Consider the following 23,712-nt stretch of genomic DNA (forward strand, 5'->3'; position numbering starts at 1 on the left):
GCTGGGTCGATGCGGGTTCGAGGCTTCACACGAAAGGTCATGGGCGTCGCCGCTGCCGCCCTGCTGATGCCATTCGGGGTGGCGGTGATCGAATCGCCACCGGCGGCCGCGGCATTCGATCCCGCCATCTTCGACTTCTGGGTCGACTCCCCGGTCATGGGGCCGATCAAGACCCGCATCCTGCGTGCCCGCGACGGCAATACCCAGCGGGTCGCGTATGTGCTCGACGGCCAGCGTGCGCAGGAGGACCTGAACGGCTGGGAGATCAATACCAATGTGCCGCAGGTGTTGGCCGACTGGAACATCAATGTGGTGATGCCGGTCGGCGGCCAGTCCAGCTTCTACGCGGACTGGGACGCGCCGAGCTCGTTCTTCGGCGTCCCGGCGGGCTCCGGTTCGGCGGCCTACGGCACCGGTTCGGGCGCGACCGAGGCGATGGGCGGTGGTCCGGGCAAGAGCTACCGCTACGCCTGGGAGGACTTCATCACCAACCATCTGCGCTGGGAACTGCAGAATCGCCTGGGCTTCAACCCCAATCGCAACGGCATCTTCGGCCTGTCCATGGGCGGCAGTGCGGCACTGACGCTGGCCGCCTACCACCCCGACTTCTTCAGCTACGCCGGTTCGTACTCCGGATACCTGAACATCTCCGCTCCCGGCATGCGCGAGGCCATCCGGGTCGCCATGCTCGACGCGGGTGGTTACAACGTGGACAGCATGGCTCCGCCCTGGGGGCCGAGCTGGCTGCGGATGGACCCGTTCGTCTTCGCGCCGACCCTCATCGGGAACAACACCCGGGTGTGGGTCTCGGCGGGTAGCGGTGCGCCCATGCCCGAGGACCTGGACATTCCGCTCGGCGCCGCGGCCGACCGCCTGATCCGCGGTGCGCCGCTGGAAGCCTTGGCGCTGGCCAACTCTCGCGCCTTCCAGGTTCGCATGCTCACCCTGGGCGCGCAGAATGTCGTCTACGACTTCCCGCCCAACGGCCTGCACGCCTGGACCAACTGGGCCAATGACGCGTACCGCATGATTCCGGACATGTCCGGAAATATCGGATAGACCGAACGAATCGATGGCCGTCATCCCGCGGGGGTGGCGGCCATCGACGTTTCGCATCACGTTTTGGTCGCGTGAGGTGTTTTGATAGCCATCGGCTCCGAACCGGAGCTTATGAAGATTCAGCGGCAACAGCTTCTGCATTTCGGTGGTGGTCGATGATGACCACACTCGTGAAAGGCGAGTCGATGCGGTCTGTTCGAGTGCTTCGCGGTGTACTGCGGCGGTCCGTTCTGGGACTCGCTGTGGCTGTTGCCGTTTCACTGTCCGGGACAATCGCGGCGGGTACTGCGCACGCCGCATTCGATCCGGGCGGCTACGACTTCTGGGTCGATTCCAGCATGGGCCCGATCAAGTCGCGGATCTTCCGCGCCCAGGACGGCAATACCCAGCGGGTGGTGTACGCGCTGGACGGATTGCGGGCCCGCAACGACCTTTCCGGCTGGGAGAACGACACCGACGTCGAGCGCGCGCTCACCGCGTGGAATATCAATGTGGTGATGCCGGTCGGCGGCCAGTCCAGCTTCTATTCGGACTGGGTGGCCCCGAGCAACACCAATGGCCAGGCCGTCCCGTATGCCTGGGAGACCTTCCTCACCCGGGATCTGCGCACTGCGCTGGCGGCCCGGCTGGGCTTCAATCCGCGCGGGAACGGCGTGTTCGGGCTGTCCATGGGTGGCAGCGCCGCGCTGGTGCTGGCGGCCTATCATCCGGACCAGTTCCGTTATGCCGGATCGTATTCCGGGTATTTGAATATTTCCGCGCCCGGCATGCGGGAGGGCCTGCGCGCCGCGCTGCTGGATGCGGGCGGATACAACATCGACGCCATGTGGGGACCGCCGTGGAGCGAATTGTGGCTGCGCAACGATCCTTTCGTATTCGCGCCGCGGCTGCGCGACAACGGCACCCGGCTGTGGATCTCGAGCGGAAACGGGCTGCCCGGTCAGCGGGATGTGGTGCGAAGCCCCCTGGACGCATACAACGTCGGGAATGCGATGGGTCTGGAAGCGATAGCACTGGCGAATACCCGCGCGTTCCAGGCCCGGCTGGACTCGCTGGGCGCGAACAACGCGGTCTTCGACTTCACCGACAACGGCGTGCACAACTGGCCGTACTGGGCCGACCAGGTCTACAAGATGCTGCCGGACCTGAGTGCGAACCTCGGTTGAGCGATTCCGCCAAGAGGGATGCGGCGTAAGGGTTTTCCACGTTGCCGCGACATCACGAAGGATTCGCGATATGGTCACCGCACCATTACGGTCATATGCGATGGTGTGAATCCCCTAACCATTGAGCATGACCTTGCCAATCGCTCGGAGCGTCGAATACCCTCCAGCGAGCGCAAGTGTGACCAACCCGTGGTAGCGCTTCGCTCGCAGAGAAGAGTCGGGATTCGCTGCGAGTGCTGATCGCGTATGTCCACGCATGGCTTCGTCATGCCCGCGTGCGCGATTGACAACTTAAAACACCGCAGTAGCGCAGTACTGCGGTAGAGAAGGAGCAGTATCCATGCGTTTCGGCAGGTCCGCCATGCCGGGAGTAGGCCGTGCGCAGAGTGGTTGGCGCACACGGCTCGTCGCCGCCACCGTCACCGCGGCGGCTCTCGCAGTCCCGACCGCTTCACTGGCCGCCCCGTCCATCGCCTCGGCCGCTCCGGCGTTCGGCATCGCTCATCGCGGTGCCCCGGGCAGCTTCGAAGAGCTGATGGTTCCCTCGAGCATGGGCCCGATCAAGGTTCAGGTGCAGTGGGCCAAGAACGGCGGCAGCTCCGCGGTCTACATGCTCGACGGCATGCGCGCCCAGGACGATCACAGCGCGTGGGCCAATGCCAACGAGGGCGACGCCCCCGGCATCTTCGCCAATGACGACGTGAACGTCATCATGCCGGTCGGTGGCCAGTCCAGCTTCTACGCCGACTGGGTCTCCCCGTCCAACACCAACGGTCAGAAGTTCACCTACAAGTGGGAGACCTTCCTGACCAAGGAACTCCCCGATTTCCTTTCCGGATACGGGGTTGCGCGCAACAACGTCGCGATCGCGGGCCTGTCCATGGGTGGCTCCGCCGCCCTGATGATGGCCGCCTACCACCGCGACATGTTCAAGCAGGCCACCTCGATGTCGGGTTACCTGAACCTGTCCGCGCCGGGCATGCGTGAGGCCATCCGCATCGCCATGCTGGACGCGGGTCGCTACAACGTGGATTCCATGGCCGCGCCGTGGAGCCCGGCCTGGCTGCGCATGGACCCCTTCGTGTTCTCGCCGCAGCTCAAGAACCTGCCGATGTTCATCTCGGCGGGTAGCGGCATCCCCGGCCGGTACGACGGCGTCGGCTCCTTCGGCGACGCGTTCAACACCGGTAATGCCATTGCGCTGGAAGCGCTCTCGATGGTGAACACCCGTGCCTTCCAGGCGCGGCTGGGTCAGATCGGCGTTCCGGCGCAGTTCGACTTCGAGGTCACCGGCACCCACAAGTGGGGTTACTGGCACGACGAGCTGATCAAGGCCCGTCCGCAGATGCTGAGCGCCCTCGGTCTCGCCTGATCTCATAGCGTGAACGAATGAACCGGTCACCCGACAGGGTGGCCGGTTCTTTTATGCCTCCCCATGATTCGCCGCGACGGGGTAGAAAACGTATGTGACAGCTGTGGCAATTGGTAGATGGGGGAGAGGCGGCCGCAGAGTGCTGGTCGCGCTCGCGGTAGCCACGACAGCCGTGCTGACGGTGGGGACGGCCTATGCGGAACCGGGAGCGGCGCCGCCGACGGGGGATCCGGCCAAGCCCACCAAGCCGGAGATCCGAAATGTGGTGTGGCTGAGCAACAGACGGGTGGCCCTGTGGGTGGACTCACCCGCCATGGGCACGCAGATCCAGGTCCAGCTGCTGCTGGCCCGGGACTGGAACACCAAGCCGGACGCCAAATTCCCGGCCCTGTTCATGCTCGACGGCCTGCGCGCCACCGACGATCAGAGCGGTTGGACCAAAGACGCTGGGGCCGAGGCCTTCTACGCCGACAAGAACGTCACCGTGGTGCTACCGGTGGGTGGCGCGGCGAGCTTCTACTCCGACTGGAAGCAGCCCGACAACGGCAAGATCTACAAGTGGGAAACCTTCCTCACCAGGGAATTACCGCCGCTGCTGGACCGTGATTGGCGGACCACCAATGTGCGCGGCGTGGCCGGACTGTCCATGGGCGGGACCGCGGCCATGACGCTGGCGGGCCGCAACCCTGGCTTCGCGCGCTATGCGGCGTCCTTCTCCGGCATGCTCACCCTCACGACTCTCGGTATGCCGCAGGCGGTTGCGTACGCCATGCGGGACGCGGGCGGCTACCACGCCGATGCCATGTACGGGCCACCCACAGACGGGGAGTGGGAGGCGCACGATCCCTACGCGCTGGCGGAAAAACTGAAGGGCCTCAGCCTGTATGTGTCCAGCGGCAGTGGGCTGGCGGGCGTCTACGACCTTCCCGCGGGCATCCCGGGTGTCAGTACCAACTGGTCGGGCATGGCGCTGGAGGTGTTGTCCCGCTTCTCTTCTCAGCAGTTCGTGGCCAAGCTGAACAAACTGAGCATCCCGGTGCAGGTCAACTATCGGGCCTCGGGCACGCACTCCTGGCCGTACTGGGATTTCGAGATGCGGCAGTCCTGGCCGCAGGCGGCGTCCGCGCTGGGGGTGGAGGCGGCCAAGCCGGACTGCGCCTCGGCGGGTGCGATTCTGCCTGTGGCACTGGCGAAGTCGTGGCTGGGCGACTGCCTGACCGCGGAGTATCCGCTGGCGGGCGGTGCGGCACAGGACTTCCGGGGCGGCCGGGTGCTGTGGTCGGCGGCCGGTGGCGCGCATCCGGTGGGCGGCATGATCGGTGGCACGTACGAGGGCGCGTCGGGACCCGCTGGGGCACTCGGCTTTCCCACCTCCGACGAAACGCCCATACAGGGCGGGGCGCAACAGGTCTTCCAGCACGGCACCATCGTCTTCCGGGACGGCAAGGCCGAGATACACGCCAGCTGAACGGGATACCCGCCGGTTAGCTCCGAGCCGACTGTAGAGTGCACCGTTGTCCGTGACTCCCGTCACGTCGGTGTGCTTTCCCCCTGCGGTTCAGGAGATCGATCTCTATGGCAGTACAGGGCGCCTCGTCATGCCCGCAGAACGGTTCGGCTCGGAAGATCAAGCACGGCAAATCCCGGCGCAGGCCGGGCTGGCGTCGCGTCCTCGCGGCCGCCGCGGCGGTGCTGGCCTTGCCCGCCCTGGCCGGACCCGCGCTCGCCATGCCCACGCACCCGCTGCATCGCGGCACCCCCGAGGGCGGGTTCGAGGAACTGCTGGTGCCCTCGAGCATGGGCCCGGTCAAGGTGCAGGTGCAGTGGGCCCGCCACGGTGGTGACGCCGCGCTGTATCTGCTCGACGGCCTGCGCGCCCGCGACGACTTCAATGCCTGGACCTTCGAGACCAACGCGCTGCAGCAGTTCGCCGAGGACAACGTCACCCTGGTGATGCCGGTCGGCGGCCAGTCCAGCTTCTACACCGACTGGCGCGCACCCTCGGGCACCAACGGGCAGAAGCTCACCTACCGCTGGGAGACCTTCCTGACCCAGGAGCTGCCCGCCTTCCTGGAGGGCTTCGGCGTCTCCCGCACCAACAATGCGGTGGCGGGGTTGTCCATGGGCGGGTCGGCGGCGCTGGCATTGGCCGCGTATCACCGCGACCAGTTCAAGCACGCGTCCTCGTTCTCCGGCTACCTCAATATTTCGGCGCCCGGTATGCGCGAGGCGATTCGGATCGCCATGCTCGACGCGGGCCGGTTCAATGTGGATTCCATGGCCTGGCCGTGGAGTCCGGCCTGGCTGCGCATGGACCCCTTCGTCTTCGCTCCGCAGCTGCGCAATCTGCCGCTCTACATCTCCGCCTCGTGGGGTGTGCCGGGTGCGCACGACAATCCGGACGGCCCGGTCGGCATCTTCAACACCGTCAATGCCGTTGCCCTGGAAGCGCTGTCGATGGTGAACACCATCTCCTTCATGGCCCGGATGAACCAGCTCGGCATCGGCGCGCACTACAGCCTGCCGGTGAAGGGCACCCATTCGTGGGGCTACTGGCAGGACCAGCTGGCCGGCGCCCGGCCCGACATCCTGGCGGCTCTCGGGGTGTCGTAGAGCGACACGCCGCGCGCCAAGTAGAAACTGGTCGTTTGCTGTAGGCCTGTTCGTTTCCGTGTGTCCTACCGGGAGTTGAGTGCTCCCGGAGGTACAACACTTGTGTGGCTGGTGTTGTCCGTGGGATCAAGCGAGGGCGTACGCGTTGGGTGGCATGCGCCGCGGCAGCGGTATTACCGCTGGCCGCGAGCGTTTTCGTGGGAACCGGTGCGGCGACGGCCGCACCCGATGCCCCCGCCGCGAATCCGGCGAGCATCCAGAAAATGACGTGGGTCAGCGACCGCCGCGTCACCGTGTGGGTGAACTCGCCCGCCTCCGGTGCGCCGGTAGAAATCCAGTTGCTGCTGCCCCGCGACTGGAATGCGAAGCCGGACGCCAGGTTCCCCGTCGTCTACATGCTCGATGGCCTGCGCGCCACCGACGAGGAGAACGGCTGGACCAAGGACGCGGGCGCGGCCGGCTTCTTCGCCGACAAGAACGCGCTGGTGGTGCTGCCGATCGGCGGTCAGTCCAGCTTCTACGCCGACTGGCTGGCCCCCGACAACGGCCGCAACTACCAGTGGGAGACCTTCCTGGTCCGCGAGCTCCCGCCGCTGCTGGAGAGCCAGTTCCGGGCCACCGATGTGCGTGCGGTGGAGGGCCTTTCGATGGGCGGCACCGCGGCCATGATGCTGGCCGCGCGCAATCCCGGCTGGGTGCGCTCGGCGGCCTCCTACTCCGGCTTCCTCACGCTGACCTCGCTGGGCATGCCGCAGGCGGTCAACTTCGCCATGCACGACGCGGGCGGCTACGACTCCAGCAAGATGTTCGGCCCGCCGTCCAGCCCGGCCTGGAAGGAACACGACCCGTACGAGCTGGCCGACAAGCTCAAGGGCGTGGCCCTGTACGTGTCGAGCGGCAACGGCGTGGCGGGTACCACCGATCCGCTCTCCGACATTCCGGGCATCACCACGAATTACGCGGGCCTCGGCCTCGAGGTGCTGTCGCGGTTGAGCACCCAGAACTTCGTGGCCAAGCTGAGCAAGCTGAACATCCCGGTCTCGGTGAACTACCGCCCCTCGGGCACCCACACCTGGCCCTACTGGGATTTCGAGATGCGCCAGGCGTGGCCGCAGACCGCCGCCGCGATCGGCGTGGATGCCACCGCCCTGGATTGCAAGGTGGCCGGCGCGATCGCGCCGATCGTGCAGGGCAACAACTGGCTCGGCGACTGCCTCTCCGGTGAATACGGGGTACCCGGCGGCGTCTCCCAGGACTTCCGGGGCGGCAAGGTGCTGTACTCGCAGGCCACCGGCGCGCAGCCGGTCGCCGGTGCGATCGGCGGCAGCTACGCCGGACTGGGCGGCGCGGCAAGCGGTTTGGGCTTCCCGATCGCGGGCGAGGGCGGACTGCCCGACGGCCGCGGTCGGTTGCAGCCCTTCCAGCACGGGTCGGTCTACTGGACCCCGCAGACCGGCGCGCAGGCGGTGCGCGGCGCGATCTTCGACGAATGGGCCAAGGGCGGCTACGAGCGCGGCCCGGCCGGATACCCCAATGGCCAGGAGGCTCGCACGCCGCAACGGGACGGCGTGGTGCAGGGTTTCGAGAACGGGCCCGTCTACTTCAGCTCGAAGACCGGCGCGCACCTGGTGCAGGGTCTGATCCTCGGTAAGTACGGGCAGCTCGGATTCGAGAACAGCCCTTACGGATTCCCGACCTCGAATGAGGCGCCGCTGCGTGACTTCGGCCGCTACAGCGCCTTCGAGGGCGGCAATATCTACTGGAGTCCGCTCTCGGGTGCGTGGGGCGTGCGCAACGGCCCGATCATGGATGCCTGGCGCGCAACCGGATTCGAGAACGGTCCGCTGGGCTACCCGCTCTCGGACGAGGGCGAGATCCCCGGCGGCGCGCAGCAGACCTTCCAGGGCGGCACCGTCACCATCCGCGACGGCCACGCCACCGCCGCCACCCTCGACGGCCGCCCCATCACCATCCCCGGCAGCGAGCAGCCCAAACCGGCTCCGGGACAGCCGCAGCCTGCCGCCCAGGCGCCCGCGATCCAGCTCCCGGGCCTGCCCGCACTGCCCCTGCCCGCTGCTCCGGCCGCGCCCGCACCGGCCGCGCCTGCGCCTGTCGCGCCTGCGCCTGTCGCGCCCGCGTCCGCCGCACCCGCTCCCGCCCCGCAGCCCGCGGCGGCTCCCGCGCCCGTCCCGGACCCCGAGCCCGCAGGTCCGCCGCCGGTTCCGGCGCTCGGCCCCGAGGTTCGTCCCAACTAAGAACTGGATGAGGTTCCGTTGTGGCCCGGGACTAGTGCCCGGGTTGCGGTTAGCCTGGGGGCGACCTTTTGCCCTTGGACAGATATAGGAAGCGAATTAGATGCACGGGACCCGTGGAAAGCTGGTCGGCGTGGTGGCCGCCATCGCCGCTGCCGGACTGCTCGCCGCCTGCGGTAGCAACGACTCGACCGCCAAGAGCACGCCCACGCTGACCACTACGAGCGCAGCGGCCGCAGCGCCCACGACACCGGCAGCGGGCACGCCCTCGACCACGGATCAGCAAGCGCCGCAGCCCGCGCCGGATTCCGCGACCTCCTCGCCCGAGCGCCCGCAGCCGGTGCCGAGCCAGTTCATCACCACCCCCAGCGGTTCGCCGGCGCTGACCGACAAGCAGAAGGGCTTCCTCGACGATCTGAAGAAGGCGGGCATCACCCCCGGTTCCTCCGATATCGCCATCACCGCGGCCGATCTGGTCTGCCAGGGCAAGGCGGAGAACGCCCCGCAGGATCAGATCATCACCTACGTGACCGCCATCGCCGGTTCCGATCCGTCCTTCGACCAGTCCAAGATGTCGGTCGAGCAGGCCGGCAAGATCTACTACGACGTCGCCTCGAAGAGCTACTGCAGCAAGTGACGACGCGACGCCGAATCGGACGACGCCGGCCGCGCCCGGCGGGTTGCCTGCTGCTCGTCATCGCCGCGATCGTGATCGTGGTCGTGGTGGCGCTGCTGCTGTGGTACCTGCTGGCGGGCCGGTTGCGGCTGCCCGGCCCCAAACCGCCGGGCCCGCAACGTCCGACCTCGCAGCCGGCCGACTGTCCGGACGTGCTGCTGCTGTCCGTGCCGGGTACGTGGGAGTCGAACAGCAACGACGACCCCTACAACCCGACCGCGAACCCGGCGTCGCTGATGTTGAACGTCTCCAACCCGATTCGGGCCAAGTTCCCCAACGAACGGCTCGAGGTCTACACCGTCCCGTACGTGGCGCAGTTCTCCAACCCCATCGCCATTCCGCCGGACGGCCAATCCTCCTACAACAACAGCCGTTCCGAGGGCACCAAGCGGGCCACCGATCACCTGGCCGCGACCTACGCCAAATGTCCGCTCACCACCTATGTGTTGGCGGGCTTCTCCCAGGGCGGGGTGATCGTCGGTGATCTGGCCGCGCAGATCGGCGCGGGCAAGGGCCCGATACCCGAGGACCTGGTGCTGGGCGTGACCACCATTGCCGACGGCCGCCGCGATGTCGGTGACCCGGGCGAGGCCGCCGAGATCGGCCCGACCCCGCCGGGCGTCGGCGCGGAGGTGGCACTGCGGGGCCTCAATGTCCCCGGCATCACCATGACCGGACCGCGCGGCGGGTACGGCAAGCTCGCGGGCCGCACCTTCACCATCTGTGCCGCAGGCGATTTGATCTGTGACGCCCCCCGGCAGGCGCTGAACCCGGGCAATGTCCTGGGCAGCCTCAACATCCTGGTGCGGGCCGCGGGCAATCCGGTGCACAGCCTCTACAACGGGTACAAGGTCGACGACAACGGCACCACCGCCACCGAGTGGACCGTGAACTGGGCCTCGGGCTTGATCGAAAACGCCCCGCATCCAGCGCATTCGTAAGGTTTTGCGCAGCGATCCGCAAGCGATCGGGCGCACCATGGATGATGGGTCCTTCGCCGGGTGTGTGACCCCACCCGACCGACCCCCCAGTTTCGGGGTCACCCGGTAAAGTGCTCCGGGTTGCGACACAGCCGAGACCCGGTCCGTGCGGCAACTCACATTCACGTCCTTGTTGTGTCCTATGTGGGGCGCTCCCCAGCCATTTGGAGGCATTCGCGCCGGTGAAGCACTAGCCCAGAGGTGTGAGCTGGGAGATGTTCGGCCGCTCCGAAGCATGGCCGGGCAGCCCCTCTGTAACATGTCCCTGGTTTGAGAACATCTAGCCAATAGACGGTCACCGCGCAGACCGCAACACAATTCTGCAGGTTGGCTCTCCCATGGAGCTGCTCCCGCGGGCGAAGAGAGTCGGGGCCTCACAGGTAACAGCGGCAATGCATGCCGTTCCATGCCGCGTGTGCCTCGGAGGAGAAGAAGGAATGGACGAGACTTTCGACGATTACCTCGACGAAACGGGGAACATCACGATTCCCGAGGGACGCACCCTCGTCGACTACGTCGAGAAGCACACCCACGGTAATGACGCCAATGACTTGGCCTACCGCTACATCGATTACTCACGCGAGCGCGACGGTGAGTACCAGGACCTCACTTGGAGTCAGTTCGGCACGCGGCTGCGCGCGGTGGCCGCCCGACTGCAGCAGGTGACCAAGCGGGGCGATCGGGTCGCGATCCTCGCTCCGCAGGGGCTGGATTACGTCATCTCCTTCTTCGCCGCCATCTACGCGGGCACCATCTCCGTGCCGCTGTTCGATCCGGACGAGCCGGGCCACACCGATCGCCTGCACGCCGTGCTCGGCGACTGCACGCCGTCGGCCATCCTGACCGCGAGCTCCTCCGCGGCCGGTGTCCGCCAGTTCTTCCGCTCGCTGCCCGCGGCCCAGCGCCCGCGCATCATCGCGGTCGACGCGATTCCCGACAGTGTCGGCGAATCCTGGATCCGCCCGGACATCCGCGTGGACGACATCGCGTATCTGCAGTACACCTCCGGCTCCACCCGCGTGCCCGCCGGCGTCGAGATCACCCACCGCGGTGTCGGCACCAATGTGTTGCAGATGGTGAACGCGCTGGATCTGAACGAGAATTCGCGTGGCGTCACCTGGCTGCCGCTCTACCACGACATGGGTCTGCTGACGGTGATCCTGCCCGCCGTGGGCGGCAAGTACATCACCATCATGTCCCCGGCCTCGTTCGTGCGGCGCCCCGCGCGCTGGATCAACGAGCTGGCCGCGGTCGCCGACGGCGCCGGAACCTTCGCCGCCGCACCGAACTTCGCGTTCGAGCACGCCGCCGTGCGTGGTCTGCCGAAGGCGGGCGAGTCGCTGGATCTGTCGAACGTCATCGGCCTGATCAACGGCTCCGAGCCGGTGACCACCAAGTCGATGAAGGCGTTCAACGAGGCCTTCGCCCCGTACGGACTGCCCAAGACCGCCATCAAGCCGTGCTACGGCATGGCCGAGGCCACCCTGTTCGTGTCGGCGACCCGGCACGAGGACGAGGCCAAGGTCATCTACGTGGATCGCCGCGAGCTCAATGCCGGTCGCGTGGTGAAGGTCGAGCAGGGCACCGAGAACGCCATCGCGCAGGTGTCGTGTGGTTACGTCGCGCTGTCGCAGTGGGCCACCATCGTGGACGGCGATTCCATCGGTTCTCCCGAGGGCGCGCGCGAGCTCGCCGACGGTGAGGTCGGCGAGATCTGGTTGCACGGCAACAACATCGGGATCGGGTACTGGGGTCGCGCCGACGAGACCCAGAACACCTTCCGCAACCAGCTGACCCGTCGCCAGGCCGACGGCAGCCACGCGGAAGGCGTTCCGGCCGACGGCATCTGGCTGCGCACCGGCGACTACGGCGTCTACGTGGACGGCGAGCTCTACATCACCGGTCGCGTCAAGGACCTGGTGATCGTGGACGGCCGTAACCACTACCCGCAGGATCTCGAGTACTCCGCCGAGGAGTCCTCGACCATGCTGCGGCCCGGCTTCATCGCGGCCTTCGCGGTCCCGGCGAACCAGCTGCCCGCCGAAGTCTTCGCGCAGGACAGCCATTCGGGTCTGAAGTTCGACGCCGACGATGCCAGCGAACAGTTGGTTATCGTGGCCGAGCGTGGTCCGGGTGCGGGCAAGGCCGATCCGGGGCCGATCACCGACACGGTTCGTGCGGCGCTCTCCACCCGGCACGGCGTCACCGCGCGTGACATCCTGCTCGTTCCCGCCGGGTCGATCCCGCGCACCTCCAGCGGCAAGATCGCGCGTCGTGCCTGCAAGGCTGCTTATTTGGAAGGCACACTGCGTGGTGGTTACACGCAGCAGGCTTTCCCCGATGCACCAGACGAGGAGTGAGACGACCGTCTCACGATGGATGGCGCGAGCCGGGTTCGGCTCGCGCCATTCATGCATGGATCACCAACCCCGATTCACGCCGCGCACCGTACGCAGACAGGTAGCTTGAGGAACTGATGGCTGAGAACGAGGGCACCGACCCCACCCAGACGACCGACAACGCTGCGACGGACGGCGCGCCCGCCGTTCCCAAGCCCGCGATCACCGAGATGTCGGTCGCGGACATGCAGGAGTGGCTGCGCCGCTGGGTATCCGGCGCGACCGGGCAGCCGATCGAGAACATCACGGTGGACCGGCCGATGGAGGAATTCGGCCTCGCGTCGCGGGACGCCCTCGCGCTCGGTGGCGACATCGAGGAGCTGACCGGGGTCGTGCTGAACGCGACCATCGTGTTCCAGCACCCGACCATCGCCTCGCTGGCGGAGCGAATCATCAACGGGGAGCCCGAACTTCCGGCCGAGGGGGCCGACGACTCGTTCTACACCCAGGGTCTGCAGCCGGGCGAGGCGCACGATATCGCCATCGTCGGCCTGTCCACCCGTCTGCCGGGTGCGGGCGATACGCCCGAATCCACCTGGGAATTCCTGATCAATCGCGGTGACGCGATCAGCGAACTACCCGAGGGCCGCTGGTCGGAGTTCCTCGACGATCCGCGTCTGGTGGAGCAGCTCACCAAGACCCAGACCAAGGGCGGCTATCTCGGCCAGGACGTGCTCAAGAGCTTCGACGCCGAGTTCTTCGCCACCTCGCCGGTCGAGGTGGAGCGCATGGATCCGCAGCAGCGGTGGGCGCTCGAGCTGACCTGGGAAGCCTTGGAGCACGCCCGGATTCCCGCCAACACCCTCAAGGGTGAGCAGGTCGGCGTCTTCATCGGCTCGACCAGCACCGAGTTCATGATCATCGCGGGCATGGCGGTCGGCAACGGCGACCCGAACACCCCGCTGTCGGCCGACGGCTACGGCGTCATGGGCAGCGTCTCGGCGATCATCCCCAACCGCGTCTCCTACTTCTACGACTTCCGCGGCCCGTCGGTGGCCATCGACACGGCGTGCTCGTCCTCGCTGGTGGCGGTGCACCAGGCGGTGCGGGCGCTGCGTAATGGCGAGGCCGATCTGGCGCTGGCCGGTGGCACCAACGTGCTGCTGTCGCCCGCCGCGACGATCGCCTTCGACGCGAACGGCGGCGTGGCCAAAGACGGTCACATCAAGGCGTTCTCGAACGACGCCGACGGCATGGTTCGCTCCGAGGGCGCGGCGCTGGTGGTACTCAAGCGCCTCGCCGACGCCGAACGCGACGGCGACACCGTCTACGCGGTCATCAAGGGCTCCGCGGTCAACAGCGACGGCCGCTCCAACGGCCTGCTCGCCCCGAACCCGGAGGCGCAGGTCGCGGTGCTGCGCCAGGCGTACCGGGATGCCGGAATCCCGCCGTCCCAGGTCGATTACATCGAGGCGCACGGCACCGGCACCCCCATCGGCGACCCGATCGAGGCGGACGCGCTGGGCCGCGTCATCGGCCGCGGCCGGGACGCCGACAAGCCCGCACTGCTGGGTTCGGCCAAGACCAACTTCGGCCACATGGAGGCCGCCGCGGGTGCCGCCAGCCTGGCGAAGGTGATCATGGCGTTGCAGCACAACGTCATTCCGCCGCACCTCAACTATGCCGGTCCGAGCCCGTTCATCGCGTTCGACCAGGCGAACCTGAAGGTCATCGACGAGGCGACCGAGTTCCCGCGCTACAGCGGCAAGGCCACCATCGGCATCTCCGGCTTCGGTTTCGGTGGCACCAACGCGCACGTGGTCGTGCAGGAGTACGTGCCGACCCCGGCCGCCCTGGAACTGCCCGAGACCACCGACCTCGACGACGAGACCACGTCGGTGGTCGCCGAGGCCGAGGCCATCACGGAAGCCGCTGCGCCGGAACCGGAGTGGGGCAACCGCGAAGAGCCGATGCCGTACATCATCCCGGTGTCCGGCTACCTGCCCTCGCGTCGTAAGCGTGCCGCCAAGGATCTGGCCGACTGGCTGGAATCCGAAGCGGGACAGGCGACTCCGCTGGTGGACCTGGCCCGCACGCTGGCCAAGCGCAACCATGGCCGCTCGCGCGGTGTGGTGGTCGCCAAGACGCACGAGGAAGCCGTCGCGGGCCTGCGGGCCATCGCCGAGGGCAAGCCCGGCAACGGCGTCTACACCGCGGATTCCCCTGCGCCCCTGGGCGCGCTGTGGGTGATGGCCGGTTTCGGTGCGCAGCACCGCAAGATGGGCAAGCAGCTCTACACCGAGAACTCGATCTTCCGCAAGGCCGTCGACCAGGTCGACGAGCTGGTCGTCGATGAGGCCGGGTACTCGGTCAAGGAGATGATCCTCGACGACTCCATGGACTGGGACATCGGCACCGGTCAGGTCGGCACCTTCACCATCCAGGTGGGTCTGGCCTCGATCCTGCGCGCGCACGGCGCGGAGCCGGAGGGCGTGGTCGGCCACTCGCAGGGTGAGGTTGCGGCCGCGTACATTTCGGGCGGTCTGCCGCTCGAGGACGCGGTCCGCGTGATCTGCGCCCGCTCGCGGCTGATGGCCGAGGGCGAGGCCATGCTGACCGACGACCAGGTGCGCAATATGGCGCTGCTGGAGTACTCGGCCGACGAGGTCGCCAAGCTCATCGAGACCGAGTTCCCCGATATCGAGGTCGCGGTGTACGCCGCGCCCAACAACACCGTCATCGGCGGCATGCCGGACCAGGTGCACGCGATCGTGGCGCGCGCCGAGGCCGACGGCAAGTTCGCGCGCGTGCTGCAGACCCGCGGTGCGGGCCACACCTCGCAGATGGACATGCTGCTGGGCGAACTCGCCGCCGAGCTGGCGGGCATCGAGCCCACCAAGCTCAAGCGCGACCTGTACTCGACCGTGCACGCGAACGCCCACTACAAGGCGGGCAACCCGCCGGTGCACGACGTGGACTACTGGGTCATGAACATGCGTGGCTCGGTGTACTTCACCAATGCCATCCGCGGTGCCGTGAACACCGGTATCACCACGTTCCTGGAGCTCGCGCCGAATTCCGTTGCGCTCATGCAGGTCCTGGGCACCACCTTCGCGGCGGGCGTGCACAACGCGGCGCTCATCCCGACGCTGAAGCGTAAGGAAGACGAGGCCGCGGGCATCATCACCGCCATGGCGCAGCTCTACGTGCACGGCCACAAGGTGGATCTGCCCTCGCTGCTGCCCGCCGGTGACTACGGTGACGCCCCGCGTACCGCGTTCCTGCGTAAGCAGTACTGGCCCAAGACTTCCGGTGGTTTCGGTGGCGGTTCGGGCAATGCCCGCGTCCCCGGCGCGCACGTCGCGCTGCCGGACGGCCGCCACGTGTGGGAGGTGCAGGCTTCCGCTGTCACCGATCTCGCCGCGCTGGTGAATGCCGCTGCCGCACAGGTGCTCTCGGAGGTCACGGTCGGCGCTTCGCTGGCGCACGGCCAACTTCCGGCTACGGGCACCCTGACCACCACGCTCACCCCGCACCCGGGCGGCGCGTCGGTGTCGGTGCATGCCAAGGAAGGCACCGTCTTCCGCCCGCTGTTCGACGCCGTCGTCACCTCCGGCGCCCCCCTGCCGGAATCGGTTGTGGCACAGCCGGTCGCGGCCGCCGTCGTCGAGGCGGCCCCGGCCGTCGCGATCGAGGCGGCTCCCGGTGAGCGCTGGGACCCCAAGGGCACCCAGACCATCGAGGCCCGCCTGGCCATCATCGTGGCCGAGTCCATGGGCTACGCGGTCGAGGACCTGCCGATGGAGATCCCGCTCATGGAGCTGGGTCTGGACTCGCTGATGGCCATGCGCATCAAGAACCGCGTCGAATACGAATTCGACATCCCGCAGCTGCAGATCCAGGCCGTGCGCGACGCCAGCCTGCTCGAGGTCGGCAAGGTGCTGCGCTACGCCGTCGAGCACCGTGATCAGCTCGAGGACATCGCCGCCCGCCAGGCCGCCGGTGAGGATGTCGCCGTCGACGCCGACTTCATCTCCGCCGCCCGCGCCGCCATGGCTGAGGGCAAGGATCCGGCGGCGCTGCTGCCCAAGACCGAGACCACCTCCCCGGTGGCCGAGGCCGAGGAGATCGTCGCCGAGGCCGAAGCCGTTGAGGCGGTGCTCGAGTCGGCCGCGCCGATCGCCGAGACCGACGCCGATAACGTGCCCCCGCGCAACGGCGAGGAGCGTCTCGCCTTCGCCACCTGGGCGATGGTGACCGGCAAGACCGCGGGCGGCATCTTCAACCAGCTGCCCGAGGTCGACGACGACACCATTGCCAAGGTGGCGGCGCGACTGTCGGAGCGGGTCAAGGCCGAGGTCGATCCGGCCGAGGTGCGGGCCTGCAAGACCATCGAGCAGCTGTCCGAAGTGGTCGTGCGCTACCAGGGCAAGAGCTCCGATCTCGAGGGCTTCGTGCGCACGCTGCGCGCGAAGGAAGCCGGTTCGGATGCGGTGCCGGTCTTCGTGTTCCACGCCTCGGGCGGCAACACGCTGGTCTACGAGCCGCTGCTGAACCGTCTCCCGGCGGGCACGCCGATGTACGGCTTCGAGCGCGTCGAGGGCACCATCGAAGAGCGTGCGCGCCAGTACATTCCGGAGATCCGTAAGCGGCAGCCGGAGGGCCCCTACGTCTTCTACGGCTGGTCGCTGGGTGCGGTGTTCGCGCTCAAGGTCGGCGAGATCATGCGTGCCGAGGGCGCGGATGTCCGTCAGGTCGGCCTGATCGATCTGGCCATTCCGGTTGCGCCCTACGACAATTCCGATGCCGAGCGGGTGGAGCGCCTCCGTCGCTACCAGTCCTTTGCGCAGAAGACCTACGGCTTCAACGGTGAACTCGACGAGGAGCAGCTCGCGGAGTTGGCCGCGGCCTCGGACGCCGAGCAGATCGAGATCATCATGGAGCTGATCAAGTTCGCCGGGGTCGACATCCCGGGCGGCGTGGTCGAGCACCAGCGCACCTCGTGGATCGACAGCAAGGAACTGCAGAAGATCGAGCAGTCCAAGTACGACGGCCCGGTCACCCTGTACCTGGCCGATCGCTACCACGACGGAATGATCGAACTGGAACCGCGTTTCGCCGAGCGGCAGCCGAACGGCGGCTGGGCCGAGCACATTCCGAATCTGGACATCATCCACATTCCGGGCGACCACATCCAGATCATCGATGAGCCCCGGATCGCCACCATCGGTGCCGATCTCACCAAGAAACTCGCCGAGATCGACACCACAACGAAATAGCACCACCGCGTCATTGGTTCTGCGAAAGTAGGTTTTTGCCGAAAGGAGTCCAGTGAGCACCACCGCCGAGAAACTCGCCGACCTTCGACACAAGCTCGACAGCGCGAGGGAACCGGCGGGAGATGCGGGCATAGCCAAGCGGGCCAGGAAGGGCATCCCTTCGGCCCGCGACCGCATCAAGATGCTGCTGGACCCCGGGACCTTCGTGGAAATCGGTGCGCTGGTGCGCAATCCGGGCGACAAGAACGCCCTCTACGGGGATGGCGTGGTCACCGGCCACGGCCTCGTGGAGGGCCGCCCGGTGGCCGTCTTCTCCCACGATCAGACCGTCTACGGCGGTTCGGTCGGTGAGATGTTCGGCCGCAAGGTCGCCGGCATCATGGAATTCGCGGCCAAGGTGGGCTGCCCGGTGGTCGGCATCAACGACTCCGGCGGTGCCCGCGTGCAGGAGGCGGTCACCTCGCTGGCGTGGTACGCCGAGCTGGGTCGCCGCCAGGAACCGTTGTCCGGCTTGGTGCCTCAGATCTCGATGATCCTGGGCAGCTGCGCGGGCGGCGCGGTCTACGCGCCCATCAATACCGACGTGGTGGTGGCCACCGAGGCCGCCTACATGTTCGTGACGGGCCCCAAGGTGATTCGTGAGGTCACCGGTGAGGATGTCAGCCTCGAGGAGCTCGGCGGCGCGAATTCCCAAGCGCAGTACGGCAATATCCACCATGTCGCCAAGACCGAGGATGCCGCGTTCGAGTGGGTGCGCGAGTATCTGAGCTATCTGCCGTCGAGCTGCCAGGAGCTGCCGCCGATCGTGAATCCCGGGCTGGAACCGGAGCTCACCGAATCGGATCTGGAACTCAACGGCATCGTGCCCGACGCCGACAATGCCGGTTACGACATGCACGAGATCCTGATCCGCATCTTCGACGACGGTGCCTTCCACGAATTCGGTGAATCCGCGGGCAAGAACGTCATCTGCGGGTTCTCCCGGGTGGACGGTCGTACGGTCGGCGTGGTGGCCAATCAGCCGATGGTCTACGCGGGTGCGCTGGACGCGCGCGCCTCGGACAAGGCCGCGCACTTCGTGCGGATCTGCGACGCGTTCGAGATTCCGCTGGTCTTCGTGGTGGACACGCCGGGCTTCCTACCCGGGGTGGAGCAGGAGAAGATCGGCGTCATCAAGCGCGGCGGCCGGTTCATCTTCTCCTTCGTGGAGGCCACGGTCCCGAAGGTGACCGTGGTGATCCGCAAGTCCTACGGCGGCGGGTACGCGGTCATGGGCTCCAAACAGCTGGGCGCGGACGTGAATCTGGCCTGGCCGACCGCGCGGATCGCGGTCATGGGTGCGGAGAGCGCGGTGTCACTGATCGGTGCCAAGAGTCTGGACGCGGCTCCGGAGGAGCAGCGGGCGGCCATGCGCCAGCAGATGATCGACTTCTACAACGCCACCATCGCGACGCCGTGGGTAGCGGCCGAGCGCGGTTATATCGATGCCGTCATCGATCCGGCCACCACCCGGCTGGAGATCCGGCGCGCGCTGCACCTGCTGCGGGACAAGAAAATCCCGCGCAATCCGCGCAAACATCATCTGATCCCGCTCTAGCTATGAAAAGCTCGCATTTCAGTTTTGGAATGCGAGCTTTGGAGCGAACCGCTGATGGCTACCCCTCGAATTCGACGATCGATCATCGGTGGTGTGGCCACCGCCGCCACCGCCGTGGCGGTCATGGCCGGCGCGCCGACCGCGTCCGCGCAGATCACCGGCCTCTCGGCCGGAACCGCGCTGGCACACGTCAATCAGACCTACACGGTGACCGCGAATGTCGGCGGCACCAATGCGGGCACCCAGGTGACCTTCTGGGTCGGGGATCCCTCCGGCGGCACCCCCACCCTGCTGGGTGCCTTCCCGGTCAGCTCCTCGGGGACCGCCAGCGTGCCGTGGACGCCGTCCACCGCGGGCACCTACAAGATCATCGCCAGCGACGACGGCAACGTCTCCAGCGCGAATTCCATGAACATCGGAGTCAGCGTCACCTCGATCCCCGTGGGTGGCATGAACACCGGCAGCGCGTCCAAGATCCCGATCATCGGAGGCCTGCTCAGCAGCCTCCTGGGCGTCGTCGGCCTGTCCTGACGCTTGTTCAGGCGGCTCGCCGATTGCGCTGAATCTATCGGGTGGCCCGCACAGATGTGAGAGCCTTCAGCTATGAGTACCTCACCCTTGGCGCTACTCGAAGGCGGGCCGGATGGCCTCGAACAGCGGATCGTTCCGATCACCCCACCGGGCTTCGAGCTGCGAGTGGCGTTCGGGGGCGGTTACGAACGGTTCAAGCAGACGCCAAGGTGGGAAGACACTCCGGAAGGCAGCCTGCCCGTCTACGAGTGGGTTGCCCACATCGACGCCAAACGCTGAACTCCCCCGCCTCCCCGGAACTTCAGCGGACGGCTGACAAGCGTTGACCGCCGTGCACCCGTGCCGGCGGTTGAGCACCGAAACAATTTTGGGCGTACCCGGGGAGTTACCCCGGTCGCAGCGAAATCAGCGGTCACGTTGACTGACGAAAACAGATAATCCCGGCCCATTTCGGGGCCGGGATTACGTCATGTCGCGGGTCAGAAGACCCGCATCTTGCCCGGTGACCAGAACCCGGAGCGAGTCACCTCGTGGGTGTCGATCGTGGCGGGCTTGGGGAAGCCGCTCGGGTCCGCGGGATCGGTGTAGAACGGCTCGTACTGTTCGAGCGAACCCCAGTCGCGGGCGTAGTTGTCCTTCAGATAGGTCGGGACCGTCTTGGACGACGAGAGCATCTCCGCCCAGCCCAGCGGACCACCGAATTCCTCGGCCTGCCAGGTATTGGTGGAGCTGATGGCCAGCGGCCGGTCCGGCAGGATGCGGTACTTCGGGGCCGCGTCCACCACGCCGTTGCGGTGATCGAACGGGTGCTGGCACGGGAACTGCAGGCCGACGGCCCAGTCCAGCAGGATCGGCTGGGTGGAGCCCAGATAGTTGTTGAGCGACACCAGCTTCGGTACCCGCGGCGGGGTGAAGCCCAGCCACTGGTCGCCGATCAGGATCGGGTCGCGGGCGTAGATACGGACCGCGTCGGCGTCGTCGGGCAGCGCCGAGCGCGGGATGCGCAGGTTGCGCCAGGACGGGGCCGGGCCGACGTCGAGCGGGCGGTACTGGCCCAGTTCGGTGACGCTGCCGTCGGCGTTGTGGTGGCCGTACTTCAGGAACAGGTCCTGGCCGTAGGTCATATTGCCGGTGTCGTCGAAGGACATCACACGGCCCGCCGCCGAGATGACGATCAGCGGGGTGTCATCGGTCCGCGCCGGCAGCGAGTACCAGCTGGAGGTGAGCTCGGCGGGCTGCTGCACGCCGTCCTGGTAGCTGCCCATGACCGGGGTGGTGGCCGGGTTCAGGCCGAAGGGCAGGGCCACGGTGGAACCGTTGACGCCCTCCGCGCCCTTGCCGCCGCCGGTGCCCGCGTTCTGGCCCTTCTCGAAGGCCGGGCCGACGGTCTGGGTGGAGGTGTTGCCGGTGCCCGGCTTCACCTCGACGCTGTCGGCGTCCAGCTTGTCGGCGATGCCATTGGGGGAGAAACCCTTCGGGTTCTCACCGGCGAGCGGATCGCCATTGGCCGGGGGATGCGCCGGGTCGATGATCGGCTGCAGGTCGCCGCTGTTGGCGTCGGGTTCCACCAGCACGTCATTGGCCAGCCCACAGGTCTTGCCGGCGACCGCGTCGAAGTTGGAGCGGGCCAGCGAGTACGCCGGGTACTGCGTCACCGCACCCTTGACCAGCGACAGCACCTCGAAGCCGACCATGAGCGCGGCCACCACGGTGAGTGGGACGGCCGCGAACTTGCGGATCCGCTTGCCGCGCTTGGTCTTCCCGTCCGCCTCCGGCTTGGCATAGCCCTCACGCAGCGACTGCCAGGCCACCACGGCCAGCGCCAGCCCGAAGAGCATGAGCATGAAGGTGTTGGACTGGAAGCCGTGCAGCGACACCCGCTTGTCGAACCACGGCACGCCGTAGCTGGAGACGTACCAGTAGCCGTTGATGCCGGAGAAGGCGACGGCGAGGGTGAACAGCAGCCCCGCCAGGAACACCGAGCGGTTCTTGCGGGAGCGAAGTGCGGTGGCGGACACCGCGACCGCGGTCACCGCCGCCAGCGAGCCCGCGATGCCCGCGTACGAACCGAAGTGGTGGGTCCACTTGGTCGGGTTGAACATCATGAAGAAGATGGTTCCGAAGACCACGCCCATGAGCCGCCAGGTCGGCGCGCTCGCGATGCCCGGCACCTGGCGGCGGCGCAGCAGCACCAGCATGGTGGTGATCAGGCACAGGATCATCAGCAGGAACGCGAAGCGCCGCGCCAGTGAGCCGTCCACGGTCTCGACGAACAGGTAGTAGTAGCGCAGGTAGTCCTCGTACCAGGCCAGGTTGGGCCCGGTCACCTGCCGCACCCGGTTGGCCTCCATGATTCCGGCGAAGGTCTGATCGGCGAAAACCGCCACCAGGACCAGGAATCCGGCCGCCGCGATGGGTGCCAGCAGCGCGAGATCACCGAACTGCTTGCGGCGGCGCACCACGATGCGCACCAGCGGCCGGATGCCCGCGAGCAGTGCCGCCACACACATCAGACCGGTCGGCGCGGCCGCCAGCGTGAACGCCGCCACCAGCACCGCGACCGCGGCGGGCAGCAATCGTGACGTGGCGATGGCCCGTTCGATGGACACCCAGGTCAGCAGCGCGCCCAGCGCGACGATCGGCTCCGAACGCAGGCCGTTGTCGTAGGGCAGCCAGAAGGCCAGGAACACCAGGCCGCCGGTCCACAGCGCGACATTGGACTTGGCCACCGCGTTGCCCAGTCGCGGCACCACCTCGCGGCTGATCACCAGCCAGCACAGGATGCCGCAGAGCAGGGCGGGAATGCGCACCCACGGGCTGGCCGTGGAGATCTCGGCGAAGACCTGGATGACGTAGTAGTACCAGCCGAACGGGGCCTCCGGGACGCCGAACCAGCGGAAGTAGTTGGCCAGGTAGCCCGCGTGCGGTGCGGCCCGGACCATGGTGAGGATGTAGCCGTCGTCGGAAGTGTTGGCGCCCACGAAATGCCACAGCAGCAGGGTGCCGATGATGCCGCCGTCGGCCCAGGTCGGCTTCAGCCAGTGCGCGGGCAGGAAGCGGCGGTGGCCGCGGCCGTCACTGGTGTCCAGCACCGCCAGCGCGCCCATGGCCAGCAGGGTGAGCAGCACGGCGGCGATGATCGCGACCAGCTTGATGACGGTCGGCGAGGAGGAGAACCGGGAGTCCACCGTCATGTGGAACGAAAGGCCCTCGGGGACCGCGCCTTTCATATCGGTGAACACGCCCACCACCTGCGGGCGCAGGTCGCCGAGCAGGCGGCCCTCGACCGGGACGGTGACGAGTTCCCGGCCGCCGTCGGCGGTCGGCTTCTCGACGGTGCGGGTGACGCCCTCGAAGTTGGCGTAGGTCTGCTTGTCGTCGGAGGTGATGACGAGCTTGGTGCACTCGCTCATCTCCGCGCGGGTCGCGGTGGCCACCACGGCATTCCGGTCCAGCACGTCGACGGCATCGCCGGACACGCGGACGAACATGGCCTCCAGGTCCGCGCCCTTGCCCTGCGGCGGTGCGGTTGCCATGAGGATGCCGCCGCGCGGATCCAGTTGGCTCACCGCCGAACACGGGATGCTCAGGTTCACGTCGATCGGCACCTGCGACACCAATGCCGCCTGCACCGGATCGAGCGAATTGTGCTGCGGCCAGCTCACCTCCGCCTGCGTCTGCTGCACCGGCAGGAACGGGGTCGCCAGCGCGAACACGGCGCCGAGCAGGCCGGCGACGATGGCGATGAGCTTCGCGATGCGGAAATCGCGCGGTGTTGCGGGTGCGGTCGCCGAGGGATTCGGCTTCGTGAGGACTGCGGAGGCGTCGGGCACGGTTGCTGATCGTAT

General features: G+C 67.4%; 13 protein-coding genes and 1 pseudogene. 13 read left to right on the forward strand and 1 reads right to left on the reverse strand.

Annotation, left to right across the window (positions count from 1 at the left end; all coding sequences use genetic code 11):
- Positions 1-39 precede the first annotated feature (39 nt).
- From ACYVN4_RS15700 to ACYVN4_RS15760, 13 genes and pseudogenes are all read left to right on the forward strand, one after another.
- The gene (locus ACYVN4_RS15700) at positions 40-1,059 is read left to right on the forward strand and encodes an alpha/beta hydrolase (protein WP_460721642.1); all 1,020 of its coding nucleotides are present in this window, start codon (positions 40-42) and stop codon (positions 1,057-1,059) included.
- 185 nt (positions 1,060-1,244) lie between these two features.
- Positions 1,245-2,225, forward strand: a complete 981-nt coding sequence (locus ACYVN4_RS15705; RefSeq protein ID WP_460721644.1) for an alpha/beta hydrolase — start codon at positions 1,245-1,247, stop codon at positions 2,223-2,225.
- Between the two features lie 340 nt (positions 2,226-2,565).
- Complete coding sequence (locus ACYVN4_RS15710) at positions 2,566-3,597, forward strand: alpha/beta hydrolase (protein WP_460721646.1); 1,032 nt, start codon at positions 2,566-2,568, stop codon at positions 3,595-3,597.
- A gap of 94 nt (positions 3,598-3,691) precedes the next feature.
- Positions 3,692-5,026: pseudogene (locus ACYVN4_RS15715) on the forward strand (alpha/beta hydrolase-fold protein); the annotation flags it as partial.
- A gap of 146 nt (positions 5,027-5,172) precedes the next feature.
- On the forward strand, positions 5,173-6,210 hold the full coding sequence (locus ACYVN4_RS15720) for an alpha/beta hydrolase (RefSeq protein WP_460721648.1): 1,038 nt from the start codon (positions 5,173-5,175) through the stop codon (positions 6,208-6,210).
- 125 nt (positions 6,211-6,335) lie between these two features.
- On the forward strand, positions 6,336-8,465 hold the full coding sequence (locus tag ACYVN4_RS15725) for an alpha/beta hydrolase-fold protein (protein ID WP_460722691.1): 2,130 nt from the start codon (positions 6,336-6,338) through the stop codon (positions 8,463-8,465).
- Positions 8,466-8,565: 100 nt separating this feature from the next.
- Positions 8,566-9,099 carry a DUF732 domain-containing protein gene (locus ACYVN4_RS15730; RefSeq protein ID WP_460721650.1) on the forward strand — a complete coding sequence of 178 codons (534 nt, stop codon included), beginning with the start codon at positions 8,566-8,568 and terminating at the stop codon, positions 9,097-9,099.
- Positions 9,096-10,079 carry a cutinase family protein gene (locus ACYVN4_RS15735; RefSeq protein WP_460721652.1) on the forward strand — a complete coding sequence of 328 codons (984 nt, stop codon included), beginning with the start codon at positions 9,096-9,098 and terminating at the stop codon, positions 10,077-10,079. Before ACYVN4_RS15730 ends, ACYVN4_RS15735 begins: the two co-directional genes overlap by 4 nt.
- A 476-nt stretch (positions 10,080-10,555) precedes the next feature.
- Entirely contained in the window at positions 10,556-12,478 is a 1,923-nt protein-coding gene (gene fadD32, locus ACYVN4_RS15740) for a long-chain-fatty-acid--AMP ligase FadD32 (protein WP_460721654.1), read from the forward strand.
- Between the two features lie 116 nt (positions 12,479-12,594).
- Positions 12,595-17,736, forward strand: a complete 5,142-nt coding sequence (gene pks13, locus ACYVN4_RS15745) for a polyketide synthase Pks13 (RefSeq protein ID WP_460721656.1) — start codon at positions 12,595-12,597, stop codon at positions 17,734-17,736.
- Positions 17,737-17,788: 52 nt separating this feature from the next.
- Complete coding sequence (locus ACYVN4_RS15750) at positions 17,789-19,333, forward strand: acyl-CoA carboxylase subunit beta (protein WP_460721658.1); 1,545 nt, start codon at positions 17,789-17,791, stop codon at positions 19,331-19,333.
- Between the two features lie 54 nt (positions 19,334-19,387).
- Positions 19,388-19,864, forward strand: coding sequence for a hypothetical protein (locus ACYVN4_RS15755; RefSeq protein WP_460721660.1), 477 nt, complete (start codon positions 19,388-19,390; stop codon positions 19,862-19,864).
- Between the two features lie 72 nt (positions 19,865-19,936).
- A complete protein-coding gene (locus ACYVN4_RS15760) occupies positions 19,937-20,143 on the forward strand; it encodes a DUF5988 family protein (RefSeq protein WP_379359477.1) in 207 nt (68 codons plus the stop codon).
- 200 nt (positions 20,144-20,343) lie between these two features.
- On the opposite strand, the gene ACYVN4_RS15765 is transcribed toward ACYVN4_RS15760, so the two are convergent.
- The gene (locus ACYVN4_RS15765; protein WP_460721662.1) at positions 20,344-23,697 is read right to left on the reverse strand and encodes an arabinosyltransferase domain-containing protein; all 3,354 of its coding nucleotides are present in this window, start codon (positions 23,695-23,697) and stop codon (positions 20,344-20,346) included.
- Between the last annotated feature and the right edge of the window lie 15 nt (positions 23,698-23,712).

The sequence above is a fragment of the Nocardia heshunensis genome, assembly GCF_054782115.1.